The 24,571-nt window shown below is 44.8% G+C and carries 25 protein-coding genes and 1 riboswitch; of the genes, 18 read left to right on the top strand and 7 right to left on the bottom strand.

Going from position 1 to position 24,571, the window contains the following annotated elements; translation table 11 throughout:
• The 3 genes from hisG to FXV75_RS08995 are packed head-to-tail and all read left to right on the top strand — an operon-like array spanning window position 1 to window position 2,510.
• Window positions 1-645, top strand: coding sequence for an ATP phosphoribosyltransferase (hisG, locus tag FXV75_RS09005; protein WP_148832679.1), 645 nt, complete (start codon window positions 1-3; stop codon window positions 643-645).
• Complete coding sequence (gene hisD / locus FXV75_RS09000; protein ID WP_148832677.1) at window positions 646-1,956, top strand: histidinol dehydrogenase; 1,311 nt, start codon at window positions 646-648, stop codon at window positions 1,954-1,956.
• Between the two features lie 2 nt (window positions 1,957-1,958).
• Window positions 1,959-2,510, top strand: a complete 552-nt coding sequence (locus FXV75_RS08995; RefSeq protein ID WP_148832674.1) for a polyketide cyclase — start codon at window positions 1,959-1,961, stop codon at window positions 2,508-2,510.
• On the opposite strand, the gene FXV75_RS08990 is transcribed toward FXV75_RS08995, so the two are convergent.
• Window positions 2,504-3,556, bottom strand: a complete 1,053-nt coding sequence (locus FXV75_RS08990; RefSeq protein WP_148832672.1) for a S1C family serine protease — start codon at window positions 3,554-3,556, stop codon at window positions 2,504-2,506. The genes FXV75_RS08995 and FXV75_RS08990 overlap by 7 nt on opposite strands.
• Before the next feature lie 18 nt (window positions 3,557-3,574).
• Here FXV75_RS08990 and FXV75_RS08985 point away from each other — a divergent pair, with 18 nt between their 5' ends.
• Window positions 3,575-4,336: a Nif3-like dinuclear metal center hexameric protein gene (locus FXV75_RS08985; protein WP_148832670.1), complete on the top strand. Its 762-nt coding sequence runs from the start codon at window positions 3,575-3,577 to the stop codon at window positions 4,334-4,336.
• An 88-nt stretch (window positions 4,337-4,424) separates the two neighbouring features.
• Here the strand turns inward: FXV75_RS08985 and FXV75_RS08980 are convergent, their stop codons facing one another.
• The gene (locus tag FXV75_RS08980) at window positions 4,425-4,877 is read right to left on the bottom strand and encodes a ZapG family protein (RefSeq protein WP_148832668.1); all 453 of its coding nucleotides are present in this window, start codon (window positions 4,875-4,877) and stop codon (window positions 4,425-4,427) included.
• A gap of 128 nt (window positions 4,878-5,005) precedes the next feature.
• On the opposite strand from FXV75_RS08980, the gene zapE reads away from it, so the two are divergent.
• The 5 genes from zapE to FXV75_RS08955 all read left to right on the top strand — a co-directional run bounded on the left by zapE (window position 5,006) and on the right by FXV75_RS08955 (window position 8,535).
• A complete protein-coding gene (zapE, locus tag FXV75_RS08975; protein WP_148832666.1) occupies window positions 5,006-6,106 on the top strand; it encodes a cell division protein ZapE in 1,101 nt (366 codons plus the stop codon).
• Window positions 6,107-6,257: 151 nt separating this feature from the next.
• Window positions 6,258-6,686 carry a 50S ribosomal protein L13 gene (gene rplM / locus FXV75_RS08970; protein ID WP_148832664.1) on the top strand — a complete coding sequence of 143 codons (429 nt, stop codon included), beginning with the start codon at window positions 6,258-6,260 and terminating at the stop codon, window positions 6,684-6,686.
• Between the two features lie 14 nt (window positions 6,687-6,700).
• On the top strand, window positions 6,701-7,093 hold the full coding sequence (gene rpsI, locus FXV75_RS08965; RefSeq protein ID WP_072839866.1) for a 30S ribosomal protein S9: 393 nt from the start codon (window positions 6,701-6,703) through the stop codon (window positions 7,091-7,093).
• A 330-nt stretch (window positions 7,094-7,423) separates the two neighbouring features.
• Window positions 7,424-8,056: a glutathione S-transferase N-terminal domain-containing protein gene (locus FXV75_RS08960; protein ID WP_148832662.1), complete on the top strand. Its 633-nt coding sequence runs from the start codon at window positions 7,424-7,426 to the stop codon at window positions 8,054-8,056.
• A gap of 101 nt (window positions 8,057-8,157) precedes the next feature.
• Entirely contained in the window at window positions 8,158-8,535 is a 378-nt protein-coding gene (locus FXV75_RS08955; protein ID WP_148832661.1) for a ClpXP protease specificity-enhancing factor, read from the top strand.
• Between the two features lie 98 nt (window positions 8,536-8,633).
• Here the strand turns inward: FXV75_RS08955 and FXV75_RS08950 are convergent, their stop codons facing one another.
• Genes FXV75_RS08950 through FXV75_RS08940 form a run of 3 tightly spaced genes read right to left on the bottom strand, consistent with a single transcriptional unit; the run spans window position 8,634 to window position 11,345 of the window.
• Window positions 8,634-9,227, bottom strand: coding sequence for an SIS domain-containing protein (locus FXV75_RS08950; RefSeq protein WP_148832659.1), 594 nt, complete (start codon window positions 9,225-9,227; stop codon window positions 8,634-8,636).
• 5 nt (window positions 9,228-9,232) lie between these two features.
• Window positions 9,233-9,616, bottom strand: coding sequence for a YraN family protein (locus FXV75_RS08945; RefSeq protein ID WP_148832657.1), 384 nt, complete (start codon window positions 9,614-9,616; stop codon window positions 9,233-9,235).
• The gene (locus FXV75_RS08940; RefSeq protein WP_262368509.1) at window positions 9,567-11,345 is read right to left on the bottom strand and encodes a penicillin-binding protein activator; all 1,779 of its coding nucleotides are present in this window, start codon (window positions 11,343-11,345) and stop codon (window positions 9,567-9,569) included. The genes FXV75_RS08945 and FXV75_RS08940 overlap by 50 nt, the downstream gene beginning before the upstream one ends.
• Before the next feature lie 91 nt (window positions 11,346-11,436).
• Between FXV75_RS08940 and rsmI the strand changes: the two genes are divergently transcribed.
• From rsmI to thiH, 6 genes are all read left to right on the top strand, one after another.
• Window positions 11,437-12,318 carry a 16S rRNA (cytidine(1402)-2'-O)-methyltransferase gene (rsmI, locus tag FXV75_RS08935; RefSeq protein ID WP_148832655.1) on the top strand — a complete coding sequence of 294 codons (882 nt, stop codon included), beginning with the start codon at window positions 11,437-11,439 and terminating at the stop codon, window positions 12,316-12,318.
• A 77-nt stretch (window positions 12,319-12,395) separates the two neighbouring features.
• A riboswitch (TPP riboswitch) is annotated at window positions 12,396-12,500 on the top strand.
• Window positions 12,501-12,697: 197 nt separating this feature from the next.
• On the top strand, window positions 12,698-14,719 hold the full coding sequence (gene thiC / locus FXV75_RS08930) for a phosphomethylpyrimidine synthase ThiC (protein WP_148832652.1): 2,022 nt from the start codon (window positions 12,698-12,700) through the stop codon (window positions 14,717-14,719).
• 15 nt (window positions 14,720-14,734) lie between these two features.
• The gene (thiE, locus tag FXV75_RS08925; protein ID WP_148835306.1) at window positions 14,735-16,282 is read left to right on the top strand and encodes a thiamine phosphate synthase; all 1,548 of its coding nucleotides are present in this window, start codon (window positions 14,735-14,737) and stop codon (window positions 16,280-16,282) included.
• Window positions 16,279-16,476 carry a sulfur carrier protein ThiS gene (gene thiS / locus FXV75_RS08920; protein ID WP_148832650.1) on the top strand — a complete coding sequence of 66 codons (198 nt, stop codon included), beginning with the start codon at window positions 16,279-16,281 and terminating at the stop codon, window positions 16,474-16,476. Before thiE ends, thiS begins: the two co-directional genes overlap by 4 nt.
• Before the next feature lies 1 nt (window position 16,477).
• Complete coding sequence (locus FXV75_RS08915) at window positions 16,478-17,254, top strand: thiazole synthase (protein WP_148832648.1); 777 nt, start codon at window positions 16,478-16,480, stop codon at window positions 17,252-17,254.
• Window positions 17,251-18,414 (top strand): 2-iminoacetate synthase ThiH, encoded by a 1,164-nt coding sequence (gene thiH / locus FXV75_RS08910; RefSeq protein ID WP_148832646.1) that lies wholly within the window; start codon window positions 17,251-17,253, stop codon window positions 18,412-18,414. The genes FXV75_RS08915 and thiH overlap by 4 nt, the downstream gene beginning before the upstream one ends.
• A gap of 16 nt (window positions 18,415-18,430) precedes the next feature.
• Here the strand turns inward: thiH and aroA are convergent, their stop codons facing one another.
• The gene (gene aroA, locus FXV75_RS08905) at window positions 18,431-19,708 is read right to left on the bottom strand and encodes a 3-phosphoshikimate 1-carboxyvinyltransferase (RefSeq protein ID WP_148832644.1); all 1,278 of its coding nucleotides are present in this window, start codon (window positions 19,706-19,708) and stop codon (window positions 18,431-18,433) included.
• Between the two features lie 300 nt (window positions 19,709-20,008).
• On the opposite strand from aroA, the gene FXV75_RS08900 reads away from it, so the two are divergent.
• Genes FXV75_RS08900 through FXV75_RS08890 form a run of 3 tightly spaced genes read left to right on the top strand, consistent with a single transcriptional unit; the run spans window position 20,009 to window position 23,985 of the window.
• The gene (locus FXV75_RS08900) at window positions 20,009-20,518 is read left to right on the top strand and encodes a molybdopterin-dependent oxidoreductase (RefSeq protein ID WP_148832642.1); all 510 of its coding nucleotides are present in this window, start codon (window positions 20,009-20,011) and stop codon (window positions 20,516-20,518) included.
• 20 nt (window positions 20,519-20,538) lie between these two features.
• Window positions 20,539-22,941, top strand: a complete 2,403-nt coding sequence (locus FXV75_RS08895; protein WP_222863115.1) for an ATP-binding protein — start codon at window positions 20,539-20,541, stop codon at window positions 22,939-22,941.
• Window positions 22,942-23,985, top strand: coding sequence for an HD domain-containing phosphohydrolase (locus FXV75_RS08890; protein ID WP_148832637.1), 1,044 nt, complete (start codon window positions 22,942-22,944; stop codon window positions 23,983-23,985).
• Here FXV75_RS08890 and FXV75_RS08885 read toward each other — a convergent pair.
• Window positions 23,978-24,478, bottom strand: a complete 501-nt coding sequence (locus tag FXV75_RS08885) for a YchJ family protein (protein ID WP_148832635.1) — start codon at window positions 24,476-24,478, stop codon at window positions 23,978-23,980. The genes FXV75_RS08890 and FXV75_RS08885 overlap by 8 nt on opposite strands.
• Between the last annotated feature and the right edge of the window lie 93 nt (window positions 24,479-24,571).

Here is a 24,571-nt window from a genome sequence, read left to right as displayed (position 1 = left end):
ATGAGCAAAACATTAACGATTGCGCTGTCGAAAGGGCGCATTCTGGGTGAAACTTTACCACTGCTAGAAAAAGCGAACATTGTTCCTGTTGAAGACATTAGTAAAAGTCGCAAGTTAATTTTTGATACCAATCATGAACACATTAAACTGGTGATTTTAAGGGCGACTGATGTTCCTACCTATGTGGATCATGGTGTCGCCGACTTTGGTGTGGCAGGTAAAGATGTTTTGATGGAAGCATCCACCAAAAATCTTTATGAATTATTAGATCTAAAAATTGCTAAGTGCCGTTTAATGACGGCGGGCGTTGTTAACCAAGCCCTGCCAAGTCGTCGACTTAAGGTGGCTTCTAAGTTTACCAAAACGGCAAAAGCGTATTTTGCCGAACAAGGTATACAGGCGGATGTTATTAAGCTTTATGGTGCGATGGAATTGGCTCCTATTATGGGGTTGGCCGATTTGATTGTTGATATTGTTGATACCGGCAACACTTTAAAAGCCAATGGCCTAGAGGCACGCGAATTGATTGCGCCAATCAGTACTCGGTTGGTGGTTAATAAAGCGGCTTATAAAACAAAGTACGCTCAAATTGAACCGATATTAACCATGATAAGACGAGCGGTTGAAGATAACGAGGACAAATAATTGAACCTTTCTATTCGGGAATTTTCATCTAGTTCAGACGGCTTTCGTGATGAGCTAGACGCTTTGCTTGCATGGGACTCTGTTTCCGATGCAGGTGTTCAAAAAACTGTGTCGCATATCGTTGAGCAAGTTCGCTTGCACGGTGATCGTGCGGTTATTGAATTTACTAATCGTTTTGATCGTCGTCATGTTGAGCATTCGTCTGAACTTGAAATTTCCCGCGAAGAACTGGCCTTGGCTAAAGGTCGAGTAAGTGAAGAGCTTGTTGTTAGTTTAGAGGCGGCGGCAAAGCGCGTTCATCAATATCATGAACGTCAAAAGCAGCCCTCTTGGCAGTATCAAGAAACGAATGGAACCGTGCTAGGCCAGAAGGTTACGCCTTTGGATCGTGTCGGTGTTTATGTGCCCGGTGGTAAAGCCGCGTATCCTTCATCGGTACTCATGAATGTCATGCCGGCCAAAGTGGCGGGGGTTGGTGAAATAATCATGGTTGTGCCAACGCCCGATGGATTTGTGAGTGATATTGTCTTGGCGGCAGCATACATAGCGGGTGTTGATCGTGTTTTCACTATTGGTGGCGCGCAGGCGGTTGCCGCGTTAGCTTACGGTACTGAAACCATACCAAAGGTCGACAAAATAGTGGGGCCAGGCAATATTTATGTGGCGACCGCTAAGAAGATGGTTTTCGGTGTGGTCGGCATTGATATGATCGCAGGTCCTTCTGAAATATTAGTGGTTTGCGACGGTAAGACCGATCCGGATTGGATCGCCATGGATTTGTTTTCTCAAGCTGAACACGATGAAGATGCGCAGTCTATTTTGATTTCGCCTGATCTTGATTTTATTGCTGCAGTTAAAAGCGCCATGGAGCGTCTGATCGATACTCAAAGTCGAAAAGATATTATCAAGGCCTCTCTTGAAGGTCGTGGTGCGTTTATTCATGTTAAAGACCTAAATGACGCCATGGATATTGCGAATATTGTCGCAGCTGAGCATTTAGAGCTGTCGATTGATGAGCCGGAAAAATGGGTCGAAAAAATACGGCATGCTGGGGCTATTTTTATGGGGCGCCATACGCCTGAAGCATTAGGCGATTACTGTGCGGGACCAAATCATGTGTTGCCAACGTCTGGTACGGCAAGGTTTTCATCGCCACTTGGGGTTTATGACTTTCAAAAGCGCAGCTCGTTAATCTATTGTTCTCCTGAAGGGGCAAGTGAATTGGCAAAAATTGCGTCACCTTTGGCTCGTGGAGAATCCTTAGAAGCTCATGCCATGTCAGCAGAATACCGCATTATTAAGGACGCTTAACAATGAAAACGGATTCTCATCCTGCTGCATTGTATACCTTAAGGAAAGTCACCCGCATATTGGCCATTATCATTCTTTTGTTAGTGGCGGTTGGCTTTTTATTGCCATCCGATTATCGTGTTGAGCGAAATATAATGATTGAAGCGCCTCGTGACCTGATATCTGACAATTTGTTGCGAGGTGATTATTTACCTGAATGGATGTACATTAAGAACGGAACCGTTTTGCCTTTTGAAGGTGTACTAAAAGAAGGTGATTCTGCTGTTTTGTCTTATAACGCGGTTAACGTTCATGGTTTCATTTCAGTCGTTGAGTTGTCTTCTAATGTTATTCGTTTTGACGTTCAGCCTAAGCCCAAAGTCGATATTGTCCACAACCTTATCGCATTGCAGTCAACTGACAGCGGTACACTTGTTGCTTGGACAATAGAAGGTAATTTGAGCGCGGGTTTGTTGAGTCCCTATTTAGCATTTTTTGCCAATGATATTGCCGGGGCTAATTTTGAAAAAAGCTTGCAGCAATTGAAAGATAAAATAGAGGTTCTTGTTCAATAATTAATGCGTTGCATTGTGGGTTGCTTTTCTAGCAATATATTCGTTTGGTAAGACTGTTGTCCGCGGATGCCAACCAAAGATATATTGGTGCCTGGTTTGAGTGAGGCAATCAGTCTTCGTATTTGAAAGGGATCCTCACTGGGATAGTTGTCTATTTTTAGAATGATGTCGCCTACTTCTATGCCTGCTTTTTCAGCAGGGCTTTCCTTGGTGATGTCGCTGACTAGGAGTCCGTGATTGGTTGGCAGGGATAAGTTATTGGCCAACAAAGGTGTTATTTTTTGCGCGTCCATGCCCAAATAGCCTCTCACTACTTCGCCATGTTTAATAATATCCTCCATGACGTCCAATGCATCATCAACGGGGGTGGCAAAGCCAATGCCTTGTGAGCCACCGGAACTTGAATAAATAGCGGAGCTGATGCCAATCAATTCTCCCTTGAGATTAACGAGGGCGCCTCCCGAGTTGCCAGGGTTAATCGCAGCATCGGTTTGTAAGAAATTTTCATAAGTGTTTAGGCCAATGCTGTTGCGGCCTTTTGCACTGATGATGCCCGATGTGACCGTTTGACCAATGCCAAATGGGTTGCCTATGGCGAGAATACGATCACCGACGGAGACTTTTCGGCTGTTGCCCATTTTTATCTTCGGAAGGTCAGAAAGATTGATTTTTAATACCGCGAGGTCGGTTGAAGGGTCTGAGCCAATCAGTGTTGCTTCGACTCGGCGATCATCATACAGTGCAACAACTATGCTTTGGGCGTTCTGAATGACATGGTGGTTGGTTAGAATGAATCCGTCATCGCTGGCGATCACACCAGAACCCAGATTAATGCTGTGCTTTATTGAGCTTGTTGTGTTGATGTTTTCACTCTGAGCAACTTGGGTGTAAATATTCACGACGCTGGGTGCTGCAATGCGAACGGGAGTGGAATACCCAAGGTTTTCAGACCTATGCTTTTCTTGAAAAAGCAATGCTGTAAGGCCGATGCAAGTGCCAAAAAGTACGGAAATAATGATAGGTGTGAAGGTTGTTTTTTGATTCATAAAGACTAAGGGGTTGTTTTGCTGCGCAGTGAATTTGAGTTATTGCTTGATAAGACATTGAGTCCAAATCGTTTTAAAGATTATGCGCCCAATGGCTTACAGGTGGAAGGAAAAAAAGACATTAACCGAGTTGTTACGGGGGTGACGGCCTGTCAAGCGCTTATCGATGCTGCTATTGAGTACCGAGCGGATGCGATTGTTGTCCATCATGGCTATTTTTGGAAAAACGAAGACCCTCGTGTCGTAGGGATGAAGTATCGTCGCCTTGCTGCTTTGATTAAAAATGACATTAACTTGTATGGTTATCACCTGCCATTAGATGCGCACCCTACATTGGGCAACAATGCGGGGCTGGGGGATGCGCTGGGGCTTGTTGATCGAGAGGCGCTGCAGACGGGTGTGCCAATTGAAGAGGGTATTGGTATTGTTGGGTCTTTGCTTGCGCCGATTGCTAAAGCGGATTTTTACCGTTTAGTTACAGCGGCTGTAAATAGGGAAGTGTTATTTGAGTGCGTGAACGAGGCCGATATCCAGCGAGTGGCGCTTTGTACGGGCGGTGCGCAGGGCTATATTGAGCAAGCTGTATCCGCTGGGGCGGATGTATTTATTACCGGCGAAGTGTCTGAACAGACTATTCATATTGCAAGGGAGTTAGGCATTCATTTTGTTGCGGCGGGGCACCACGCTACCGAGCGTTTTGGTGTAAAATCTATAGCAAAATTTTTATCTGAACAGCATGGTTTAGACGCGGTATTTATCGACGTAGACAATCCGGCTTAACGGTTGAGTGTGGCATTACAACTCGGAATTATAGGGAATAAAAAAGGGCTTTTATAATGGGCCCTTTTAATCACGTTGTGATGTTTAATTACATGTTACGTCTTGGTTCAAGATCCGCGTCTTTATCGTCTAAGCCAAACGTATCACTGAGCATGCCAGGTTCTTGCGCATTTTTTAGCGCGTAATCTCTTGGTGGTTCCATCATAGAGGGGAGTTCTGATACTTCCTCATTACTTACGATAAGGCTTTTGCTGATTTTAACGTGGCTTAATTGGCTGGCGTTATCAGATAGGCTGCTTCTAAGGTCTGCGATGCGTTTTTCAATCGAGCTTAGATGTTCACTGCTGTCAGTGAAAAAATTGTCAATCATCACCTGTTTATTGTCCAACTCTTGTTGTAAAGACTTCATGGTGATGGTGTTAGAGTTTGTGTTGGTTTGCTTGTTGCTTTTATTGGTAATGCTTTTAAAGGCGAGTGTAACGATGCAGCCGGCAATGATGCCGGTAATAAAGATAATGATGTTGAATTCTTCTAAGTTCATGACTTTCTCCAAAAAACAGATAAATCATTATAGCGAAACCTACCCAACGATAACAGCGTGATAGGTGTTGTTATCGTTGCAATTTGTTAGGATACACTTAAATTTATTAATCGAACGAAAGAGCGGCGATGACACCAATAACGCGTTATAAGCAAGATCTAACAAGAGAAGACTTCAGCTACGACCCAGCGCAAGAAGAGGCTGTCGAGGCGCTCCAAAATTTATTTGACCGTATTGTTGCCCGTCAGGCAGAAAAGCCATCAAGTGGTCTATTAGGGCGCTTTCTCAAAAAGAAGCCGCCCGTTGTTGAGCAAGGATTGTATTTTTGGGGTGGGGTAGGTCGTGGGAAAACCTATCTAATGGATACGTTTTTCGACTGTTTACCGACGGACAGAAAAATGCGGTTGCATTTTCATCGATTTATGCAAATGGTCCATCAAGAGCTTCGAAAGCTTCATGATGTCAAAAATCCCTTGGAAATTGTCGGGAAACAAATTGCAGACAAAGCTCACGTGCTTTGCTTTGATGAGTTTTTTGTGACGGATATAACCGATGCAATGATATTAGCTGGTTTGTTAGAGGTATTGTTTGAAAATGGTACGACCTTGGTGGCGACCTCTAATATTGCCCCAGATGGTTTGTATAAAAATGGTTTGCAGCGTGCGCGCTTTTTGCCTGCCATTGAGCTTGTGAAAAAACACACCAAGGTGATGAACATAGATGGGGGGATAGATTACCGTTTACGCACTTTGAAGCAGGCGAAATTGTATCATTTCCCATTAAGCGATTCGGCGGATAAAGAGCTGCATGATCGATTTACGAGCCTAATCTCTGATGCATCTCATATTTCAGAAGGGGGCTCGGCGGAAATAGAAGGTCGGGAAATTCCGTTATTGAGAAGTTGTGAGGGCATGGCTTGGTTTGACATCAAAGCCCTCTGCGACGGCCCACGGAGTCAGGTTGACTATATAGAAATAGCACGATTGTATAACACGGTAATTATTTCTAACTTACCTCAGATGGACGCTTCACGAGACGACTTAGCAAGGCGATTTATTAACTTGGTTGATGAGTTTTATGATCGCCATGTAAAGGTGATTTTCTCAGCTGAAGTGGCTATCCCAGACATTTATACCGGCAGCCGATTGAGTTTCGAGTACGACCGTACGGTCAGCCGATTATTAGAGATGCAATCTGAAGAATATTTGTCTTTGGAGCATCGTCCTTAAGGTTCTTTTGGCTTTCTTCTTACGCCTCTGTGGTATATACTTCGCTCGCCTTTTTAGAGGTAAGTGTACGTTGATCAAATATGTATATTTGGCCAACCAATAATAATAGGTATAGCGTGTCATTGAGCACGTGTATTGAAAGGGTTTTTTGATGAAAACTTTTACAGCTAAACCTGCTGAAGTTCGCCGCGACTGGTTCGTGGTTGATGCTGAAGGCAAAACATTAGGCCGCTTGGCTACTGAAATTGCTCGCCGTCTACGTGGTAAGCATAAAGCGGAATACACTCCACACGTTGATACAGGCGATTACATCGTTGTTGTTAACGCTGAGAAAATTCACGTTACTGGTAATAAAGCAGCGGCTAAACAATACTACCGCCATACTGGTTATCCAGGCGGCTTGCGTTCTATGAATTTCGAGAAGTTGATTGATCATGCTCCACAGCGTGTTCTTGAAATCGCCGTAAAAGGTATGTTGCCAAAAGGTCCATTGGGCCGTGCAATGCACAAGAAAATGAAAGTGTACGCTGGTACTGAGCATCCACATGCTGCTCAACAGCCTCAAGCCCTTAACATTTAATACGGAAGATCATTATGTCAGCTACTCAATACTACGGTACAGGTCGTCGTAAAACGTCTACCGCTCGTGTGTTCCTTAAAGCGGGTTCTGGTAACCTAGTTATCAATAACCGTACTCTTTCTCAGTACTTCGGTCGCGAAACGGCTCAAATGGTTGTTCGTCAGCCTCTTGAACTTGTTGGCGCTACTGAAAAATTTGACGTTTACATCACTGTTAAAGGTGGTGGTATCTCTGGTCAAGCTGGTGCGATCCGTCATGGTATCACACGTGCATTGATGCAATACGATGAGACTCTACGTCGTACTCTACGTTCTGCAGGATTCGTAACACGCGACTCTCGTGAAGTTGAACGTAAGAAAGTGGGTCTACGCAAAGCACGTCGTCGTCCTCAGTTCTCTAAGCGTTAATTTTCGCTTTAGAATGCTTAAAACGCTTGGCGCTCTCGTCAAGCGTTTTTTTTGTCCAAAAGAAAGCAATCGTAATCTTTTCAACGAATGGGTTTTTCTAAGAAAAAATATCTTAAATGGTGTTAGAATAACCCTCTCTGAATTTCATTGTCTTTGGGCGATTGGTTTTTATCGCATCTTTCAAGGTACGTTAAGCGCAATCGTAGTAAAGGTTTCGTGAACGTTTTTTTTGCTGACGAAGTTGGTCGCACTTCACTTACTTCGTTGTCGTATTCTACTGTATCCCCTCTTTTGAAGGGGATGTTGATATTTTCAAAATAGGGGTTAGACATGGGTGTTATTGCAAAGCGCTCCTCAATGACGTTCTTCTCTGATGGAGAAGATCATTATAGCCATCGAGTTCGTATTGTATTGGCTGAAAAAGCCGTCACAGTAGACATCATAGATGTAGACCCATTTAACAAGCCAGATGAACTGGCAGACGTTAATCCATACAATGAGCTGCCTGCCTTAGTCGACCGCGACTTGGTTCTGTATGAGCCAAATGTGATGATGGAATATTTGGATGAGCGTTTTCCGCATCCGCCATTATTGCCGGTATACCCCGTTGCTCGTGCTGAAAGTCGATTGTTTATGTATCGTATTCAGCGTGACTGGGCAAAACTGGTCGATTTGATTCTTTCAAGCAAAGACAAAGACGCTGTGGCTCAGGCTCAAAAAGAACTTCGTGAAGGTTTATTGAACGTTACGCCAATCTTTGAAGAAAAGCCCTACTTCATGAGTGATGAGTTTACGATAGTAGACTGTTGTTTAGCGCCTATCTTATGGCGTCTGCCTGCGCTTGGTGTAGAGATTCCAAAAGAGCAAGCTAGGGCGTTATACAAGTATATGGATCTTGTTTTTGCTCGCGAGTCTTTCCAAGAAAGCTTGTCTGAGGCAGAGCAGGAAATGCGTCTAGATTAAGTCAAGGTGATGATCTTGGTTTTATCTACTGTCAAAAGAGGAGCTTAGTGCTCCTTTTTTCATGATTTTTTATCTTATTCTTTGGTTCGCTAGGAGACAACATGTTACCCAAACGATCTTATTTGTTAAATGCGGCCTACTCATGGGTGGCCGATAATAATATGACACCTTATCTTTTGGTGAATGCAGAGTACGAAGATGTCGTGATTCCTACGGAGTTCGTCAAAGACGGGCAAATCGTATTGAATATTAGTATGTCTGCTGTGCGCCATTTGATCATGGATAAAGAAGCGGTGTCATTTGAGGCTCGGTTTAGTGGTAAACCTATGCAGGTATATGTGCCTATTCAAGCGGCGTTGGCTTTATATGCCAAAGAGAATGGTGATGGCTTCGTTTTCCCAGAAGAAGCTTTCACAAAGGCGCCGACTCCGACACCGCCCGAACCAAAAAAAGGTTTTCAGCTTAAAATAGTAAAATGAGCGACGGCTTTTAGCGCTGTTTATCTCATTCAAAGTCGCCTTGTGGGCGACTTTTTACGTTATTGAGCGATGCCTAGGCGTGCTAGCACGATAGCTTGCTACTCATCGTAACCAAATAGTTGGCGCTCAATTAAATCGACTAAAATATGAATGACTGAAATTTGACACTCATGAACGCGAGCCGTGCCTAACAGATTTATTTTAATTTCAGTATCGTCTTGTGAAGTGAGTGAAGATACGTTTTTGGCTTCTGGGCTGGTCATGGCGACTATGCTCATTTTACGCTCATGGGCGGCTTGTATGGCCTGTATAATGGGCGAAGTGTTGCCACGATTTGCAATGACAAACAAAATGTCTCCAGGGTTGCCTAAGGCGGTAATTTGCTTTGAAAAAACATCGTGATAACTGTCATTATGAGTAATAGCCAATAATGCAGAGCCATCACCACTGAGATTGATGGCGGGTAAGCCTGGGCGTTCTCTGTCCATTCTGTCCAGCATTAAGGTGCTGAAATATTGCGATAAATGTGACCCGGTGCTGTTGCCGATGCAAATAATTTTTCCGCCGGAGGCTAGGCTTGAAAAAATCACCTTGGCTGCATGCTCTATATAAGGTGGTAAGCTCTCGAGAGCTTGCTGCTGGGCCTCAAAGCTCTGGGCGAATTGGGTATAAATTGCTTCTTGAAAATCCATAGTGTTTAAAATACTGCTTTAAGCCATGTTAAATGGTGTCGGTCAATTTTTTTATCAAACAACACCGTGTCAAAGCGACAGGCACTGTTCACTTGATTGTTTTTTTGCAGCCATAATGCGGCACTGTTGCGAACCTTTTTTAGTTTTGATCTACCAAGGCTTTCTGCTGCATTCCCGTGGGTGTTGGTTGCGCGATAGCGTACCTCAATAAATACATAGGTGTCTTTATCTGCGAAAATCAGATCGATTTCACCGATTCGGCAAAAGAAGTTTCGTTCAACAAAACGAAGGCCTTGTTCTCGCAAGAATAGTTCAGCGGCTTGCTCGGCTTTTTCGCCATTATTTTTGGGTGTCTTCTTTTTGTTTAAAAAATAGCTGATTGTTTGCATACACCAAATTTCCTTTTCGGTATGTCATGATTTCCGGCCTCTTATGAAAAACACCGGTTTTGTCCATGGTGATAATGCCAGTATTTGCCGATATTTTAGTGCTTGGCAATAAAGTAAACAGGGTGTGTTTATTTGCCAGCAAATACGCGTCGGCTCCCAATGCTTGTAAACGACGCAATATATTAGAATTTTGATTGCTTGGTAGTTCATTAAGAGACGTATTTGTCGGGAGGAGTGCTGGGGCTTCAGTAAACAAAATGCGTTCAATATCGCTAGGGTTAATCGAATTGTCAGGCGCACTGTCGTTTAAAGTGCTGCTTGCTAGCATGGGGATTGTGTCTGCGAAATAAAAGTCCAAGAGGGGTCTAATCTGCTTTGCATCGTTTAACTTACCGACAAAATAGACATAGTCTAAGTCTCGACGAGACCGGGATACGCTGTCTACCTTTGTGTCTGTCCATGTTTCAACCAAGCTTTTGCGCCCATAGCTTTCATTGACTAACAAGAGTTTCTGAATGGCGTCTTGTCTTCCCTTAGGTGTATTTGCGTAGGATTGGTTGGACGTAATGATGACGTTTTCTGTTTCAGCAGCCACACGAAACTCATCGCTTTGTTTTAGTGCCCACGTATCTTGGGTGCTTAAAATAGCAGCGCTGTTGGCACCTTCCTGCTTCGCAAAACTAATCAGCTCATGAATTTCATCTTCTGCGGTTAAAGAGAAATGGTAAAGGTTTTTTGGGTGCTGATTAACATCCAGCTGATTAAGTGCAATAACAGGATAAGGCAAGACTACTCGGCTAATTTGTGCCACGTTATTTTTCTGTAATGGGCCAATAATGATGTCTGGCTGTCTATTATTGGCAGCGGCTAATGCTTCAATAATATTTGGGTAGTTTTCAGTATTAATAACCGTAACCTGAGGCCTTGCAGAAGTCTGGCGGTAATAAGCTGCAAAAAAGCCATCTACAATAGCCTGTGATGCGCGCTCTAATTTTCCGCTCATGGGTAAAAGCAAAACCATTTTCTGCGGGGCCATGTCTTTAACGGAGGACAATACTTGAAAGTCATGTGGTGGTGATATCGCCGCAGGGTGATTGGGATTACCCGTTTGCCACAGGCTAAACATTGTGAGTTGTTGTTCAATGGAAAGAGAAGGGTCTCTTAATATCTCACTGATCGAAAGCCAGCCGTTAAGTAAGGGTTTTTGCTGTTGAAATAGCGCTTCAAGTTCGTTTTGGGTGAGACTTTGTATAGCAAGCCAAAGTTTAGCATCGTTTTTTTGCTTTTCACTGAGCGGCAGGCTGAAGGACAAATCCATGCGCAAATTGATAACAGTTAACCAGTCATCAACGTGTTCAAAAATAGAAGCTTGTGTGAGCTTTAAGCGATTTTGGTTGTCTGAGCGTCTCGCTACCGCTAGTTTTTCTGCAGATTGCACATAATGCAACGCGTCTGCAAGATAGTTTAATTCAGACGCCGAGGCGGCGGCCAATAAATAAGCCTCAAATTGAACGCTAGACGTCTTAGGCAACACATTAGCGGTTAATGTTGTTAAGGCTTGTTGGTATTCAGCTTGTCCATAAAAAACCTGTGCATCTTTGTAGGCGTTGATAACTCGCTGTGACGCACTTGATGCTTTTAATGGATGATAAATACTGGGTAAATCTGTTCTTTCATCTTGTGCTGGATTTTTATTTTCCGCTTGAGTTACGACTCGTGGCTTTTCCATGTTTAAATTCACGGAATGACACGCGCTCAGCAGAAAAGCGCCAAGGGTTAATGATATGATGCGGTAATGAATTCGGCTCATAAGTGTATAAATGACAAATAAAAGAGGCAACATGGTACCACATAGTTCAGATGATGTGAGAGGGGCGTTGTACATAGTTGCAACGCCAATTGGTAATCTTAGTGATTTTAGCAAGAGAGCTGAGCAGACCCTCCGGGACGTGGATTACATCGCCGCAGAAGACACACGCCACACTCGACGTTTACTCAATCATTTTGGTATCGAGGCAACATTATTTTCGATCCATGACCACAATGAAAAAGACAAAGCGGACTATGTGGCGAGCCTGTTAGATGAGGGCAAAAACGTGGCCTTAGTGTCCGATGCGGGGACGCCGTTGATTTCAGACCCAGGTTATCATGTCGTGAACGCATTGCGTACAAAAGGGCATAAAGTTATGCCAATTCCAGGGGCTTGTGCCGTGATTGCTGCCTTGTGTGCATCCGGTTTGCCAACGGATCAGTTTTTCTTTGCGGGCTTTGTTCCGGCTAAATCGAAAGGCCGTTGTGATCTTTTTGAATCATGGAAAAAGCAAGCCGGAACCGTGGTGTTTTACGAGTCCACCCATCGAGTGTATGACTCTATTGCCGATGTGCAAAAAGTTTACGGCGACGACGCTCAGCTGGTGTTGGCGCGAGAAGTGACTAAGACTTTTGAGACATTTTTGTCTGGCACCGCCCAAGAAATTCTTCGCATGTTTGACGAAGATGCCAATCAAATGCGGGGTGAATTTGTTGTGATGTTGAGTTTTACCGAAGAAAGCGGTGATGAAGCAGACATCGAAGCGAAGCGTATTTTGAGTATTTTGTTAGAAGATTTGCCCGTCAAGCAAGCCGCCGCGATGGCCGCAAAACTTACCGGCGAAAAGAAAAACTCCCTCTATAAAATGGCGTTAGAGATGCAAGCCGGCTAGCAGCACACACCAAATGGAGACTAAATACTCACTATAAAAGCGGGTATTTACATTCCAATAAGACTGAGTATACTCAGAACCACTTGTCGGAGTGCCATTTGGCTGAGATCGCATTATTTAATGCGGGATCCGCAGAACCTGATCGGGTTAACACCCGCGTAGGAAACAAGAAAGTCTCTATTTTTTCTTTTCTGCATCGAATGAACTCTTGTCTTTTAACGGCTTGTGATTCGATGTTAGCAACATGCTACCCATCTTCTCTCAGCGTTATTTGCCAAGATTCATTGATTGCTTTTTTTCATCGTTTTTTGCGTTGATTAAAAACAGCACCCCAGACAAGCAATTCTCCCACTTTTTACGATAAAAAAGAGAAATGCTCATGTCGACAACAAACACGAACACTCAAAAAATCACTAAGCAAACTCGTGAAGAATCACGCCTAGCGGCGAAGTCCTTCATCGAATCGCTACAAGGCTCGCCTTTTCCAGCGTCGGAGCGTATTTATCTTGCCGGTTCTGATGATTCCATCCGAGTGCCCATGCGTAAAATCAACCTCACTGATACGCCTATCGGGTCGGATCCTCATAATCTCACCTTTGAGTCTAACGAAGCGATTTACGTTTACGATTGCTCCGGCCCATACGCCGATCCAGAAGAGACCATTGACGTTCATAAAGGCTTGTCGCCCATGCGTGCGCCTTGGATTGAGCAGCGTCAAGATACTGAGTGGCTTGCTTCTGTTTCATCCGATTTTGCGCAATCTCGTTTAACCGACTCAGCTCTTGACGCGCTGCGATTCCAAGAACTGCCTAAGGTTAGAAAAGCCCGCAAAGGTAAGTGCGTGACTCAAATGCACTATGCGAAGCAGGGCATTATCACGCCCGAAATGGAATACATTGCCCTGCGTGAAAATCAAAACATGGATGCGATCAAAAGTGAATTGTTACTTAGACAACACCCAGGACAAAGTTTTGGCGCGAATTTACAAACCCGCATTACGCCAGAATTTGTTCGCGACGAAGTGGCTCGCGGCCGTGCGATTATTCCGAATAACATTAACCACCCAGAATCTGAGCCGATGATCATCGGGCGAAACTTTTTGGTAAAAGTGAACGCAAATATCGGTAATTCTGCTGTCACGTCTTCGATCGAAGAAGAAGTGGAAAAACTGGTTTGGTCAACACGCTGGGGCGCGGACACCGTAATGGATTTGTCGACGGGAAAAAATATTCACGAAACGCGTGAGTGGATTTTGCGCAATTCCCCTGTACCGATTGGTACCGTACCGATTTATCAAGCACTGGAAAAAGTAGACGGTGTGGCTGAAGACCTAAACTGGGATGTCTTTCGCGACACCTTAATTGAGCAGGCAGAGCAGGGCGTGGATTACTTCACCATCCATGCCGGTGTTTTATTACGTTACGTCCCTATGACAGCAAAACGTCTGACCGGCATTGTGTCACGCGGTGGTTCCATCATGGCGAAATGGTGTTTGGCTCACCACACCGAGAGCTTCTTATACGAGCGATTTCGTGAGATTTGCGAATTGTGTGCCGAGTACGACGTGGCTTTATCTTTGGGGGATGGGTTGCGCCCTGGTTCCATTATGGATGCCAATGACGAAGCGCAAATGTCAGAGCTTCGTACCTTGGGTGAACTGACGAAGGTGGCTTGGGAATACGATGTGCAAGTCATGATTGAAGGTCCAGGGCATGTGCCGATGCAGTTAATTAAAGAGAACATGACAGAGCAGCTCGAGCTGTGTCACGAAGCACCGTTTTATACCCTAGGGCCTTTAACGCAGGACATTGCACCTGGCTATGATCACATTACGTCTGGCATTGGTGCTGCTCAGATTGGTTGGTACGGTTGTGCCATGTTGTGCTACGTCACGCCAAAAGAGCATCTAGGCTTACCCAACAAAGACGATGTAAAAGAAGGCTTGATTACCTACAAAATCGCCGCCCATGCAGCGGATTTGGCTAAAGGGCACCCTGGCGCACAGATTCGCGACAATGCTCTTTCAAAAGCGCGTTTTGAATTCCGTTGGGAGGATCAGTTCAATTTGTCCCTCGACCCGCACACAGCACGCGCCTATCACGATGAAACCTTGCCTCAAGCCTCTGGCAAAGTCGCGCATTTTTGTTCTATGTGTGGCCCAAAATTCTGTTCGATGAAAATCACTCAAGAAGTTCGTGATTATGCTAAGGGCTTAGAAGACGCTGAAAAAATCAACATGAGCGCGGTTGAAGAAATGGACGCTCAAAGCGGTATGCAGAAAATGTCGGCACAGTTTCGAGAGTTAGGCGGCGATGTCTATTTGACTACTGACAAGTTGAGCAATGACACATTGATCACTGACGATTCAACCAAAGATCAAGCAAACGAAAAAGTGCATTAAGTGAGAGGAAGAATGATGACCAAAAGACCTCCTGTTGTTTGGTGCGTGGGCGGGTCGGATTCGTCCGCCCACGCTGGCCTTCAAGCGGATTTACGCACGGGACAAGATGTGGGTTGTCACGTGCAAACCATTGTTACCTGCATGACCGCGCAGAACTCAAAAATCGTCCAATCGGTTGAGCCTGTTTCGTTAGCGATGTTTCATGCTCAATGGCAAACCTTGCTGGACGATGTGTCGCCCGATGCGATTAAGGTGAGCCTATTGCCTTCTTTAGAAATAGTGCAAGCTTGCTCGATGTGGTTGCAACGGATACGAGCTGAATACCCTTTGGTGTCTGTCGTTTTTGATCCTGTCATGGCCGCCAGTAGCGCGTCGGGTAATCGTTTACAGCCGCAAACGGTCGGTGCCGCATTATTGGAGAATATACTGCCGTGGGTGGATGTGATAACCCCCAATGCTATGGAATTTACTGCTTTAACGGGGTTGTCGTCAGACCAAGCTATTGCAACGATACACCGTAAATTGCTAGAGAATGTTCCGTTGAATGAGTGTTTACATGCCGCTTGGCTGTTAAAAGGCGGACATTCAAGCAGTGATCAAGCGACAGATTGGTTGATGACGCAAAAAATGGCCTTGGGTTTTTCGACGCCTAAATTGCAAGTACACAATACACGTGGCACAGGCTGTACTTTATCGACCGCATTGGCGAGTTTTTTGGCTCATGGCTATGACCTTGTCGATGCGCTGACGATGGCCAAAGCTTATGTCACGGGGGCACTCAAGTGCGGTGTACAAATTGGGGAAGGTGCGGGTCCCTTAGGGCGACCAGGTTGGCCGCGGCAAAATGAACATTTGCCGACGGTAGTGTCAGCGAAAGGGGAAAGTCTTGCCATCAATGGGCCTTTTGCTGCTGTGGACTGTCAAAAAATGGGGCTTTATCCGGTGGTGGATTCGGTTGAGTGGCTGTCCCTCGTTCTCAGTCAGGGTGTCAAGATCGCGCAGTTACGTATTAAGGACCCGCAAGATAAAGACTTGATTCACAAAATCGAGCAAGCGATTCGTTTAGGCCAGCAATTTGACGCTCAAGTCTTCATTAATGATTACTGGCAACTTGCCATCCAGCTGGGTGCTTATGGTGTGCATCTTGGGCAGGAGGATTTAGATGTCGCCGATTTGAAGCAAATCCAAGCCGCAGGCTTGCGGCTTGGCATCAGTACGCATGGCTATTATGAAATTGCCCGTGCTCAAGCGATTCAACCCAGTTACATCGCGCTGGGTCATATTTTCCCTACGCAAACCAAAAATATGCCATCTCAGCCGCAGGGGTTAACTCGGCTGGCTCATTACGCCGCTTTGCTTGAGGGTGTTTTTCCAACGGTAGCGATTGGCGGCATCAGTGCGGAACGACTGTCGGCGGTAGCGCAAACAGGCGTAAGCAGCGTGGCGGTTGTGACGGCGATTACAAAAGCCAATAAGCCAGAACAAACGACTCGAGCATTGATGGGGTTGTTTGAGCAGGCCGCTAAGCGATTTACCGTGCAGAATGCGGGAAATAAGTCATGAAGATTGTTCTGAACGATGCGCCTTATGAATTTACAGGAACCACTTTGCAAGACTTACTCGCGCACCTGGGCAAAGAAGGGGCTGGTATTGCGATCGCGATTGATCAGCAAGTGGTGCCCAAAAGTGTGTGGCAAAGTACTAAGCTGGCAGAGCGCAGTCAGGTGTTTATTTTTGAATCGATCGCAGGAGGCTAATATGTCGTCGTTTTTTATTGCAGGTCATGAATTTCATTCGAGACTGTTTACCGGCACTGGTAAATACGCCAGTTCTGAAGCCATGATGCTGTCTCTGGTGGCGAGTAAAAGTGAGATGGCCACCTTGTCACTGCGTCGCATGGATATGAAACATCACACGGATAATATTGTAAGGCCTTTGATGCAACAAGGTATCAAGTTGCTGCCTAATACCTCTGGAGCAAGAACGGCGAAAGAAGCGGTCTTTGCGGCAGAATTGGCACGGGAAGCACTGGAAACACATTGGGTAAAATTAGAGATTCATCCTGATCCGCGTTACTTGATGCCGGACGGAATGGAAACCTTATTAGCGGCAGAAGCACTGGTAAAAAAGGGCTTTGTGGTGATGCCCTATGTGCACGCCGATCCGGTGCTGTGTAAGCGACTTGAAGAGGTGGGGTGTCAATGTGTCATGCCATTAGGTTCCCCAATAGGCTCAAATAGAGGGCTCGTGAGTCGGCCATTTTTAGATATTATTATTGAGCAAAGCCAGGTGCCGGTGATCATTGATGCCGGCATAGGGGCGCCGTCTGATGCAGCATTAGCCATGGAAATAGGCGCGGATGCGGTGCTAGTGAATACGGCGTTAGCGGTCGCGAAACAGCCCGCTCAAATGGGAGAGGCGTTTCGACTGGCGATTGAGGCGGGACGTTTGGCGTACGAATCCGGTTTAGGTGAAAAGCGTATTCAGGCACAAGCCACCAGCCCCTTTACGGATTTCCTCGGAGGGTTGCAATGAGCGAGAATGTGGCAAAAATTCGTTTGCTTGAACAAAGTCCAGCAGTCGTTGGTCAGTTTAGCGAGTGGATAGACAAAGCCGATTGGCAAGCGGTGACAGAATGCCATCAAGGTAAAACCACACGGGATGTATTGCGCGCTTTGGGAAAAGACACTTTATCGGTTGAAGATTTTGCCGCATTGATTTCTCCAGCCGCCGAGCCGTACTTATTGGATATGGTTGCTAAAAGCGAGCAGCTGACGTTGCAGCGTTTCGGTAATATCGTGAGTTTGTTTGCACCCTTGTACTTGTCAAATACCTGTGCGAACGAATGCACTTATTGCGGGTTTTCAATGAGCAATGCCATTAGGCGGTTGACGCTCAATGACACTCAAATTCAGCAAGAAGTGGCGGCTATTAAGAGAAAAGGGTTTGATCATATATTATTGGTTACGGGAGAAACCAATAAGGTCTCTATGCCATATTTTGAACAAATGTTGCCAAAAATTAAAGCGCATTTTAGTCAGCTTTCTATGGAGGTCCAGCCATTAGAAACCGATGAATATCAACGACTAAAAAGCATTGGGTTAGACGGTGTGCTGGTGTATCAAGAGACCTATCGACGTAAAACCTATCTTGAGCATCACTTACGCGGCAATAAGTCCAACTTCAATTTTCGTCTTGATGCCCCAGATCGTATCGGCCAGGCGGGCATTCATAAAATTGGTTTAGGTGTATTGCTCGGGTTAGAAGACTGGCGGACGGATTCTATGATGATGGCACAGCATCTTAGGCATTTACAAAAACGCTATTGGCGCAGTCGTTTCAGTGTCGCGTTTCCGAGAATTCGACCGTGTGAAGGTGGCATTGTGCCAAAGTCGCTGATATCAGACCGCCAATTGGTTCAGCTGATTGCGGCGTGGCGATTGTTTGACCGAGATTTAGAAATGAGCCTGTCTACTCGCGAATCCCCAGAGTTTCGGCATCATGGGGTCAGAATGGGCTTTACAACGATGAGCGCCGAGTCGAAAACTCAACCTGGTGGTTATGCGGAGGGGGCGGAAGAAGCGCTTGAGCAATTCGAAATCAGTGATGACCGATCGGTGGCGGACATTGCCACCATGATTCGGTCGCAGGGACGCGAGGTTGTCTGGAAAGACTGGGACCCCGCGCTGTCTTAACGGCTAGTGTGATGACTCAGCTTGCGATAGCGTTAAACAAGTCGAAATAGGTTGGGAAGGTTTTTGAGGTGCAACCTGGGTCGTTAATAGTCACCGGTGTCTTTGAGAAAGCGACTAAAGAAAAACACATGGCAATGCGATGATCGTTGTACGTATCGATCGCCGCATGCTTCAAGTGAGTCACGGGGGTGACTTTAATGAAATCTTCTCCTTCAATAACTTCAGCACCCAGTTTTTTCAGTTCAGTTGCCATCGCAAACAGGCGGTCTGTTTCTTTAACACGCCAGTTATAAATGTTGCGAATCGTAGTTGGACCTTTGGCAAACAAAGCGGTGGTTGCGATTGTCATGGCTGCATCTGGAATGTGGTTCATGTCTAAGTCGACGCCGTTGAGTTCATGGCGCTCGGCTTGAATCCATGTTGGGCCATAGGTGATTTTCGCGCCCATTTGCGCTAAGACGTCGGCGAATTTCACGTCACCTTGCACGCTGTCGGTGCCAACACCGTGCACTTTGATTTTGCCACCCGCAATGGCTGCTGCGGCTAGAAAATACGACGCCGAAGAGGCATCGCCTTCTACCATGATGTTCCCTGGGCTTTGGTAAGTTTGCTGACCTTTTACAACAAAGGCTTGGTAATCTTGGTTTTCAACGTTTACTCCAAACTGTTTCATCACGTGCAGTGTGATGTCGATATAAGGCTTGGAGACTAACTCACCGTCAACATTAATTGTGAGGTCACCTTGTGCCATTGGGGCACTCATTAAAATGGCGGTTAAAAACTGGCTGGAAATATGGCCTTTAATAGACACATTGCCGCCAGATAAACCGTTGGCATTAATGCGCAGCGGCGGGTAGTTTTTTTCGCCTTCGTAAGTTATATCAACACCCAGTGAGGAGAGTGCATCGACTAAATCACCAATAGGGCGTTCGTGCATGCGGGGTTCACCGTGCAAGTGGAATTCACCTTGGCCGAGGCAAAGTGCAGCGGTCAACGGACGCATGGCGGTGCCAGCGTTGCCTAAAAATAGATCACCAAAATTCGCCTGAATAGGGCCGCCTAACCCTTCTACAATACAGGTGGTGCCGTTGTCTTCTAAGGTGTAGTTCACGCCAAGCTGGGTCAGACTTTCGAGCATACGGCGAATGTCATCACTGTCGAGTAAATTGGTGATTCTTGTTGTGCCTTTGGCTAGGGTCGCCAGTAATAAAATACGATTCGATAAGCTTTTGGAACCTGGGATTTGTATTTCGCCGTTGGCCTTTGAAAGGGGGCCAAGTGTTAGTGCATTCATAATTAAGTCCATCACAGTGTGTTGTGTTTATTCTGTAGTAGCGTAGCGCTGCGAATTTAGGTCATGGGGCCGGAATTGCCCAAAATTGTGTCCGGTAAAAGTGGTCGCGTCACCCTCGACAAAAGGGCTCGGTCTTGAATACGAATTAGTATACATTTGATAGCAGATCATGTCAGTGTTGCGTAGACTTCATTGTGGGTATTTTTTTGCCTGTGAAATATGTATTGTTTCGTAAGGTGGTGAAGGCAAACGTTAAGATATTCATTATACTGGTGAAAATTTATTATAGAGGAACGCTAGATGAAAAAAATTAAAGTATTTGGGCTGATCGTTTTAGGGATGTTTGCCTTTACGAGCGTGCAAGCTCAGACGTTACCAACGCCTAAAGGTAAGGTGATTTTGACGGTAATGGGCAGCATAAAAAATACCAATACGGCTGAAAAAACAGCGCAGTTTGACCGTGATATGTTGATGGATTTAGAGGTGGTTCAGGTAACAACTAATACGCCTTGGAGTGAAGGTGTGGATGTCTACCGTGGTCCGTTATTGCGTTCGTTGTTGGCTGCTGTCGGTGCTTCTGAGGGAACGTTATCGGTTACTGCGCTGAATGATTACAGTGCCTCCGTACCTTCAGAAGATGGGAGTAAGTACAACCTTATTCTTGCTATGGATATGAATGGCGAACCCATGACGGTGAGAAAAAAGGGGCCACTCTTTTTGCTCTATCCATTTGATGAGGACCCTTCATTAAATAATGAGGTCATCCATAATCGTTCTGTTTGGCAAATTAAATCCATTACTGTTGAGTAAGAGCTAGCATGGATGCTCCCGTGAGCGCTTTAGTAAAAGCAACCGGTCGTAGAAGAATATCTCCTTTGATTTTGTTGGTTATAGCGGCCTGTATTTTTATGGGGGCGTCGGCGTTAATGTTTTTTGAATTGGTTGATCGGCAAAAGATGATCCTGTCTGCTGTCGAAGAGGATGCCCTATGGGCTTCTTACCAATTAGATAGAGAGACGTTAAAGCTAAGAAACTCGTTGAAACTCTTGGAAGACGGATTTACACAAGAGCGTCTTGATGACGCCATGATACGATTTGATATTCTATACAGTCGTTTGCACGTTTTTGAAACAGGGCAGTTAAGAGTGTTGTTTGATAGATTGCCCGGGTCGGGTGAAATGTTAGATTTCATGCAAGTAAAAATGGAAAAAATGGACGGTTTGTTATTTACAGACAATGCGATTGCGAACATCGGTCTTATCTTAAAAGAAAGTGAGCTGATGCAGAAGAAAACAGAAATGGTGGTTCTCGAAAGTCTCGCATTGAGGTCTAAAGGCAAAGTTGAAGAGAGAAATAACACGCTGGGGTTGTTTTTCTACTTAGGATCATTAATAGCATTACTGACGGTAACCGTTGTTTTCATCATCGTCATGTTGTTCAAACAATTAAAAATCACAAAAGAATCTTATCGAAAATCCAAACAATTAGCCGCCGAACTAGAAGTGGCAGTGTATTCAGCGGAGCAAGCTTTACACATAAAATCAGAATTTCTTGCTACCATGAGCCACGAAATTCGTACCCCTATGAATGTTATTATTGGTTTTAGCTACTTATTACTTGATGACATGCGAGATAAAAAACACCGTGAAAAAGTGATTAAAATACAAAAGTCTGCAGACAGCTTGCTTGCCATTATAAACGGGATATTAGACTTCTCTAAAATAGAGGCCGGAAAAGTAGAGCTGGAATTACAGAATATCAGTCTGGACGACGTACTTGAGTATGTTTATCAAAGCAATGAGGTGACTGCTGCGTCTAAAGGTTTGGATTTCTTGGTGTGTCGTGATTTTTCCATGTGTGATTTGGTCATGGGAGATAAGGGGAAGCTCCAGCAAATTTTAATCAATATTGTGGGTAATGCGATTAAGTTTACTCAGTCTGGTTCTGTGCATGTCATGGTGCGTGCCGCATCTGATAAAGAATTTATTATTGAAGTCAAAGATACGGGTATTGGTATTGCGGAAGGGGTTGATGTGTTCGATGTCTTTAAGCAGGCGGACAGCAGCACAACGAGGCTGTATGGTGGAACGGGTCTAGGGCTCAGTATCACTCAAAAGCTTGTTTCTTTACTAGGTGGCAGTGTTGAGTTTGTGAGTGTGTGTGGCGAAGGTACTCTTTTCACCGTCACGCTTCCCTATCAACCCGATTCATTATACCAAACCTTACCTTTAAGCCCCATTGCCTCGTTTAACAACGATGAGTCGTTGAATGCTTTGCTGGCTTCTTTGCACGTTGATGTGGTTGAAAAAGCGCCTATTCTGAGTTCGTTAACCCTAGACAGTCCCTGGTTGATAAGCTATGACTGGCTGGCCAAAGAAGCCCCTTTTTTTGATTCGCAACGGCGTGTTTTAAAAAGAAAAGCACTGCTTTTGGGTGGAAAAATAGATAAAACAGTCAATGACTTTGTTCATGTTGGCCTTATTACGCCTCACAATATCAACACTAAGATAGCTACACTTGACGACATAGAGCTAAGGCCCATGAAAGGGGTCCCCGACCTTGATATGAATAACAAGCTTTTGTTTAAAGAGAAAGTGATACTTTTGGCTGAAGACAACAAAATAAACGCGGCCATTGTTAAGGCTATCGTAGAAAAAGTGGGTGCCACGGTGGTGTGGGTTGAAAATGGTCGTTTGGCGTGCGATATGGCTCGGCAGCGTACATTTGATGTGATTATTTTAGATATTAGAATGCCCGTCATGGACGGTTTTCAAGCAAGTGAAGAGATAACCAATATGCTGGGTGTTAATAAGCCGCCGATTCTTATATTGACCGCGGATATTTTTAACGTTAATGAAAAGAATTTTTCTGATATCGGCATTGATGAAGTGTTACTTAAACCGCTTGATCCGAAATTGCTCATTGAAAAACTCTGTACTTGGGTTCATGGGGGTCAAACGGAACTTTTAGTTAATGAAAATACAAAAAATCAAGTAGACAATGTGTCTGCCTTTTACCCTAAATTAGCGGAGCTTGAAGCCTTGTTGCTAGAAGGTAATTTAGAGGCAGAAAGCCTGATTGGGGCATTGATTCAGCAATGCGGTGATTACAGTGGTGCTGATGTTCTTTTTAGTGCAGTGGAAGACATTGCGGCTTACGACTATCATGATGCGATGTTAAAAGTGATTTCTTTTAGAGAACAGTTACATCTGGACCATATCGAGGTTAATTAATTGGCTGATATACATGCACAATCATCTAAAAATAAACGTGTGCTCATTGTCGATGATGTGCCGAGAAATATAGATTTACTCAAAGGGATTTTGATAGAAAAATATCAGGTGCAAATTGCTAAAAGTGGAAAAGTGGCCTTGGATATTATCGAGCGCGCTCTGCCAGACATTATCTTGCTGGATATCATGATGCCTGATATGAACGGTTTTGAGGTGTGTGAAAGGTTAAAAGCCCATCCTAAAACCGCTGATATTCCGGTTATTTTTCTGACGGCGATGACAGATTCACAGCACGAGCAGCGTGGTTTTAACTTGGGTTGTGTTGACTTTATAACTAAGCCGATTACGCCTTTAACGACCCTGTCTAGGGTGGCTACGCATCTTAAATTGGCCGAGGATAACCTCGCAAATAAACGCACTATTGAAGATAGAACTCGAGAACTGGATGATGCGCTGCATTCGGCGATTGGTATGTTAGGTGAGGTTGGGCAGTTTAACGACACCGACACCGGAGTTCACATGTGGCGTATGGCAGATTATGGTGCTGCGCTGGCTAAAAAAATTGGTTGGGAAGCGTCTCAGGTGGCACTGCTGAAATTAGCAGCACCTTTACATGACACAGGTAAAGTTGGTATTCCTGACAGCATTCTGAAGTCTCCGAATAAATTAACGGAAGATGAGTGGGAAATAATGCGTCAACATACGGTTATTGGCTATCAAATACTCATTAAAAGTGATGCACCTCTTTTTAAGTTGGCCGCTGAGGTTGCGTTAGGTCATCATGAACGATGGGATGGTTCTGGTTACCCACTCGGTCTCTCGGGCGAAGATATTCCCTTATCGGCAAGAATTGTGGCGTTAGCCGATGTATTTGATGCACTGACGATGGAGCGTTCATATAAAAGAAGTTGGACGATTGAAGAGTCTTTTGAGCACATAAAAAAAGGCGCTGGTTCGCATTTTGATCCTGACCTAGTTGAGTGTTTCTTATCAATAGAAGAGGATCTGCGTGCCATCAAAACCCAGTGGGACGCTGTTAGCTAACAGCGCAACACTTTTTGAATTTTCTACCTGAACCGCACAGGCAAGGATCATTTCTACCTAGATTCATGGTTGCTGAATTAATCAAAGGTGTATTTTTTTCAATTACATGCTCACCTGAAACGTAAAACCATTGTTGATTCACTTTTCTAAACTTGGACCGCTCTTTTAAGCGTCCACTGTGTTTTCCCTCTTTAAAGTCAGCTGAAAAAGTGACAAAGCCAGTGTCGTCATTTTCGAGCCCACCTTCTGTACCGTTGATTTCAAGCTTGATCCATCGAGTATGGCCATTGCTGTCCTTGGCGTCCAATTCTTGCAAATCTTGTAACCGTTGAGTTAAACCAATGTAGTCAAAGTTCCCTATAGCAAAGGCGGTATAGCGAGAGCGCATTAAACGCTCTGCGGTTGGCGCTGTGCCTGGATTGCTGTGATACATGCCACAACACATTTCGTAAGGCGTTTGCGTTCCACACGGGCAATTAATTGACACTGACATAAACAACTCCATCCAACACGAATGACACGTTAACAAATACACTTTAAGTGTGCGTATAATACTCATCTTATTTTATGTCTAACAGGAATTATT

Source organism: Marinomonas sp. IMCC 4694 (assembly GCF_008122525.1).
GTDB lineage: Bacteria > Pseudomonadota > Gammaproteobacteria > Pseudomonadales > Marinomonadaceae > Marinomonas.
This window is presented reverse-complemented; position numbering and strand designations above follow the sequence as displayed.

Excerpts from the sequence above, each read along its gene's own strand:
- hisG (WP_148832679.1), top strand. The coding sequence starts at position 1 with ATGAGCAAAACATTAACGATTGCGCTGTCGAAAGGGCGCATTCTGGGT.
- FXV75_RS08995 (WP_148832674.1), top strand. The coding sequence starts at position 1,959 with ATGAAAACGGATTCTCATCCTGCTGCATTGTATACCTTAAGGAAAGTC.
- FXV75_RS08990 (WP_148832672.1), bottom strand. The coding sequence starts at position 3,556 with ATGAATCAAAAAACAACCTTCACACCTATCATTATTTCCGTACTTTTT.
- FXV75_RS08980 (WP_148832668.1), bottom strand. The coding sequence starts at position 4,877 with ATGAACTTAGAAGAATTCAACATCATTATCTTTATTACCGGCATCATT.
- zapE (WP_148832666.1), top strand. The coding sequence starts at position 5,006 with ATGACACCAATAACGCGTTATAAGCAAGATCTAACAAGAGAAGACTTC.
- rplM (WP_148832664.1), top strand. The coding sequence starts at position 6,258 with ATGAAAACTTTTACAGCTAAACCTGCTGAAGTTCGCCGCGACTGGTTC.
- rpsI (WP_072839866.1), top strand. The coding sequence starts at position 6,701 with ATGTCAGCTACTCAATACTACGGTACAGGTCGTCGTAAAACGTCTACC.
- FXV75_RS08960 (WP_148832662.1), top strand. The coding sequence starts at position 7,424 with ATGGGTGTTATTGCAAAGCGCTCCTCAATGACGTTCTTCTCTGATGGA.
- FXV75_RS08955 (WP_148832661.1), top strand. The coding sequence starts at position 8,158 with ATGTTACCCAAACGATCTTATTTGTTAAATGCGGCCTACTCATGGGTG.
- FXV75_RS08950 (WP_148832659.1), bottom strand. The coding sequence starts at position 9,227 with ATGGATTTTCAAGAAGCAATTTATACCCAATTCGCCCAGAGCTTTGAG.
- FXV75_RS08945 (WP_148832657.1), bottom strand. The coding sequence starts at position 9,616 with ATGCAAACAATCAGCTATTTTTTAAACAAAAAGAAGACACCCAAAAAT.
- FXV75_RS08940 (WP_262368509.1), bottom strand. The coding sequence starts at position 11,345 with ATGGAAAAGCCACGAGTCGTAACTCAAGCGGAAAATAAAAATCCAGCA.
- rsmI (WP_148832655.1), top strand. The coding sequence starts at position 11,437 with ATGACAAATAAAAGAGGCAACATGGTACCACATAGTTCAGATGATGTG.
- thiC (WP_148832652.1), top strand. The coding sequence starts at position 12,698 with ATGTCGACAACAAACACGAACACTCAAAAAATCACTAAGCAAACTCGT.
- thiE (WP_148835306.1), top strand. The coding sequence starts at position 14,735 with ATGACCAAAAGACCTCCTGTTGTTTGGTGCGTGGGCGGGTCGGATTCG.
- thiS (WP_148832650.1), top strand. The coding sequence starts at position 16,279 with ATGAAGATTGTTCTGAACGATGCGCCTTATGAATTTACAGGAACCACT.
- FXV75_RS08915 (WP_148832648.1), top strand. The coding sequence starts at position 16,478 with ATGTCGTCGTTTTTTATTGCAGGTCATGAATTTCATTCGAGACTGTTT.
- thiH (WP_148832646.1), top strand. The coding sequence starts at position 17,251 with ATGAGCGAGAATGTGGCAAAAATTCGTTTGCTTGAACAAAGTCCAGCA.
- aroA (WP_148832644.1), bottom strand. The coding sequence starts at position 19,708 with ATGAATGCACTAACACTTGGCCCCCTTTCAAAGGCCAACGGCGAAATA.
- FXV75_RS08900 (WP_148832642.1), top strand. The coding sequence starts at position 20,009 with ATGAAAAAAATTAAAGTATTTGGGCTGATCGTTTTAGGGATGTTTGCC.
- FXV75_RS08885 (WP_148832635.1), bottom strand. The coding sequence starts at position 24,478 with ATGTCAGTGTCAATTAATTGCCCGTGTGGAACGCAAACGCCTTACGAA.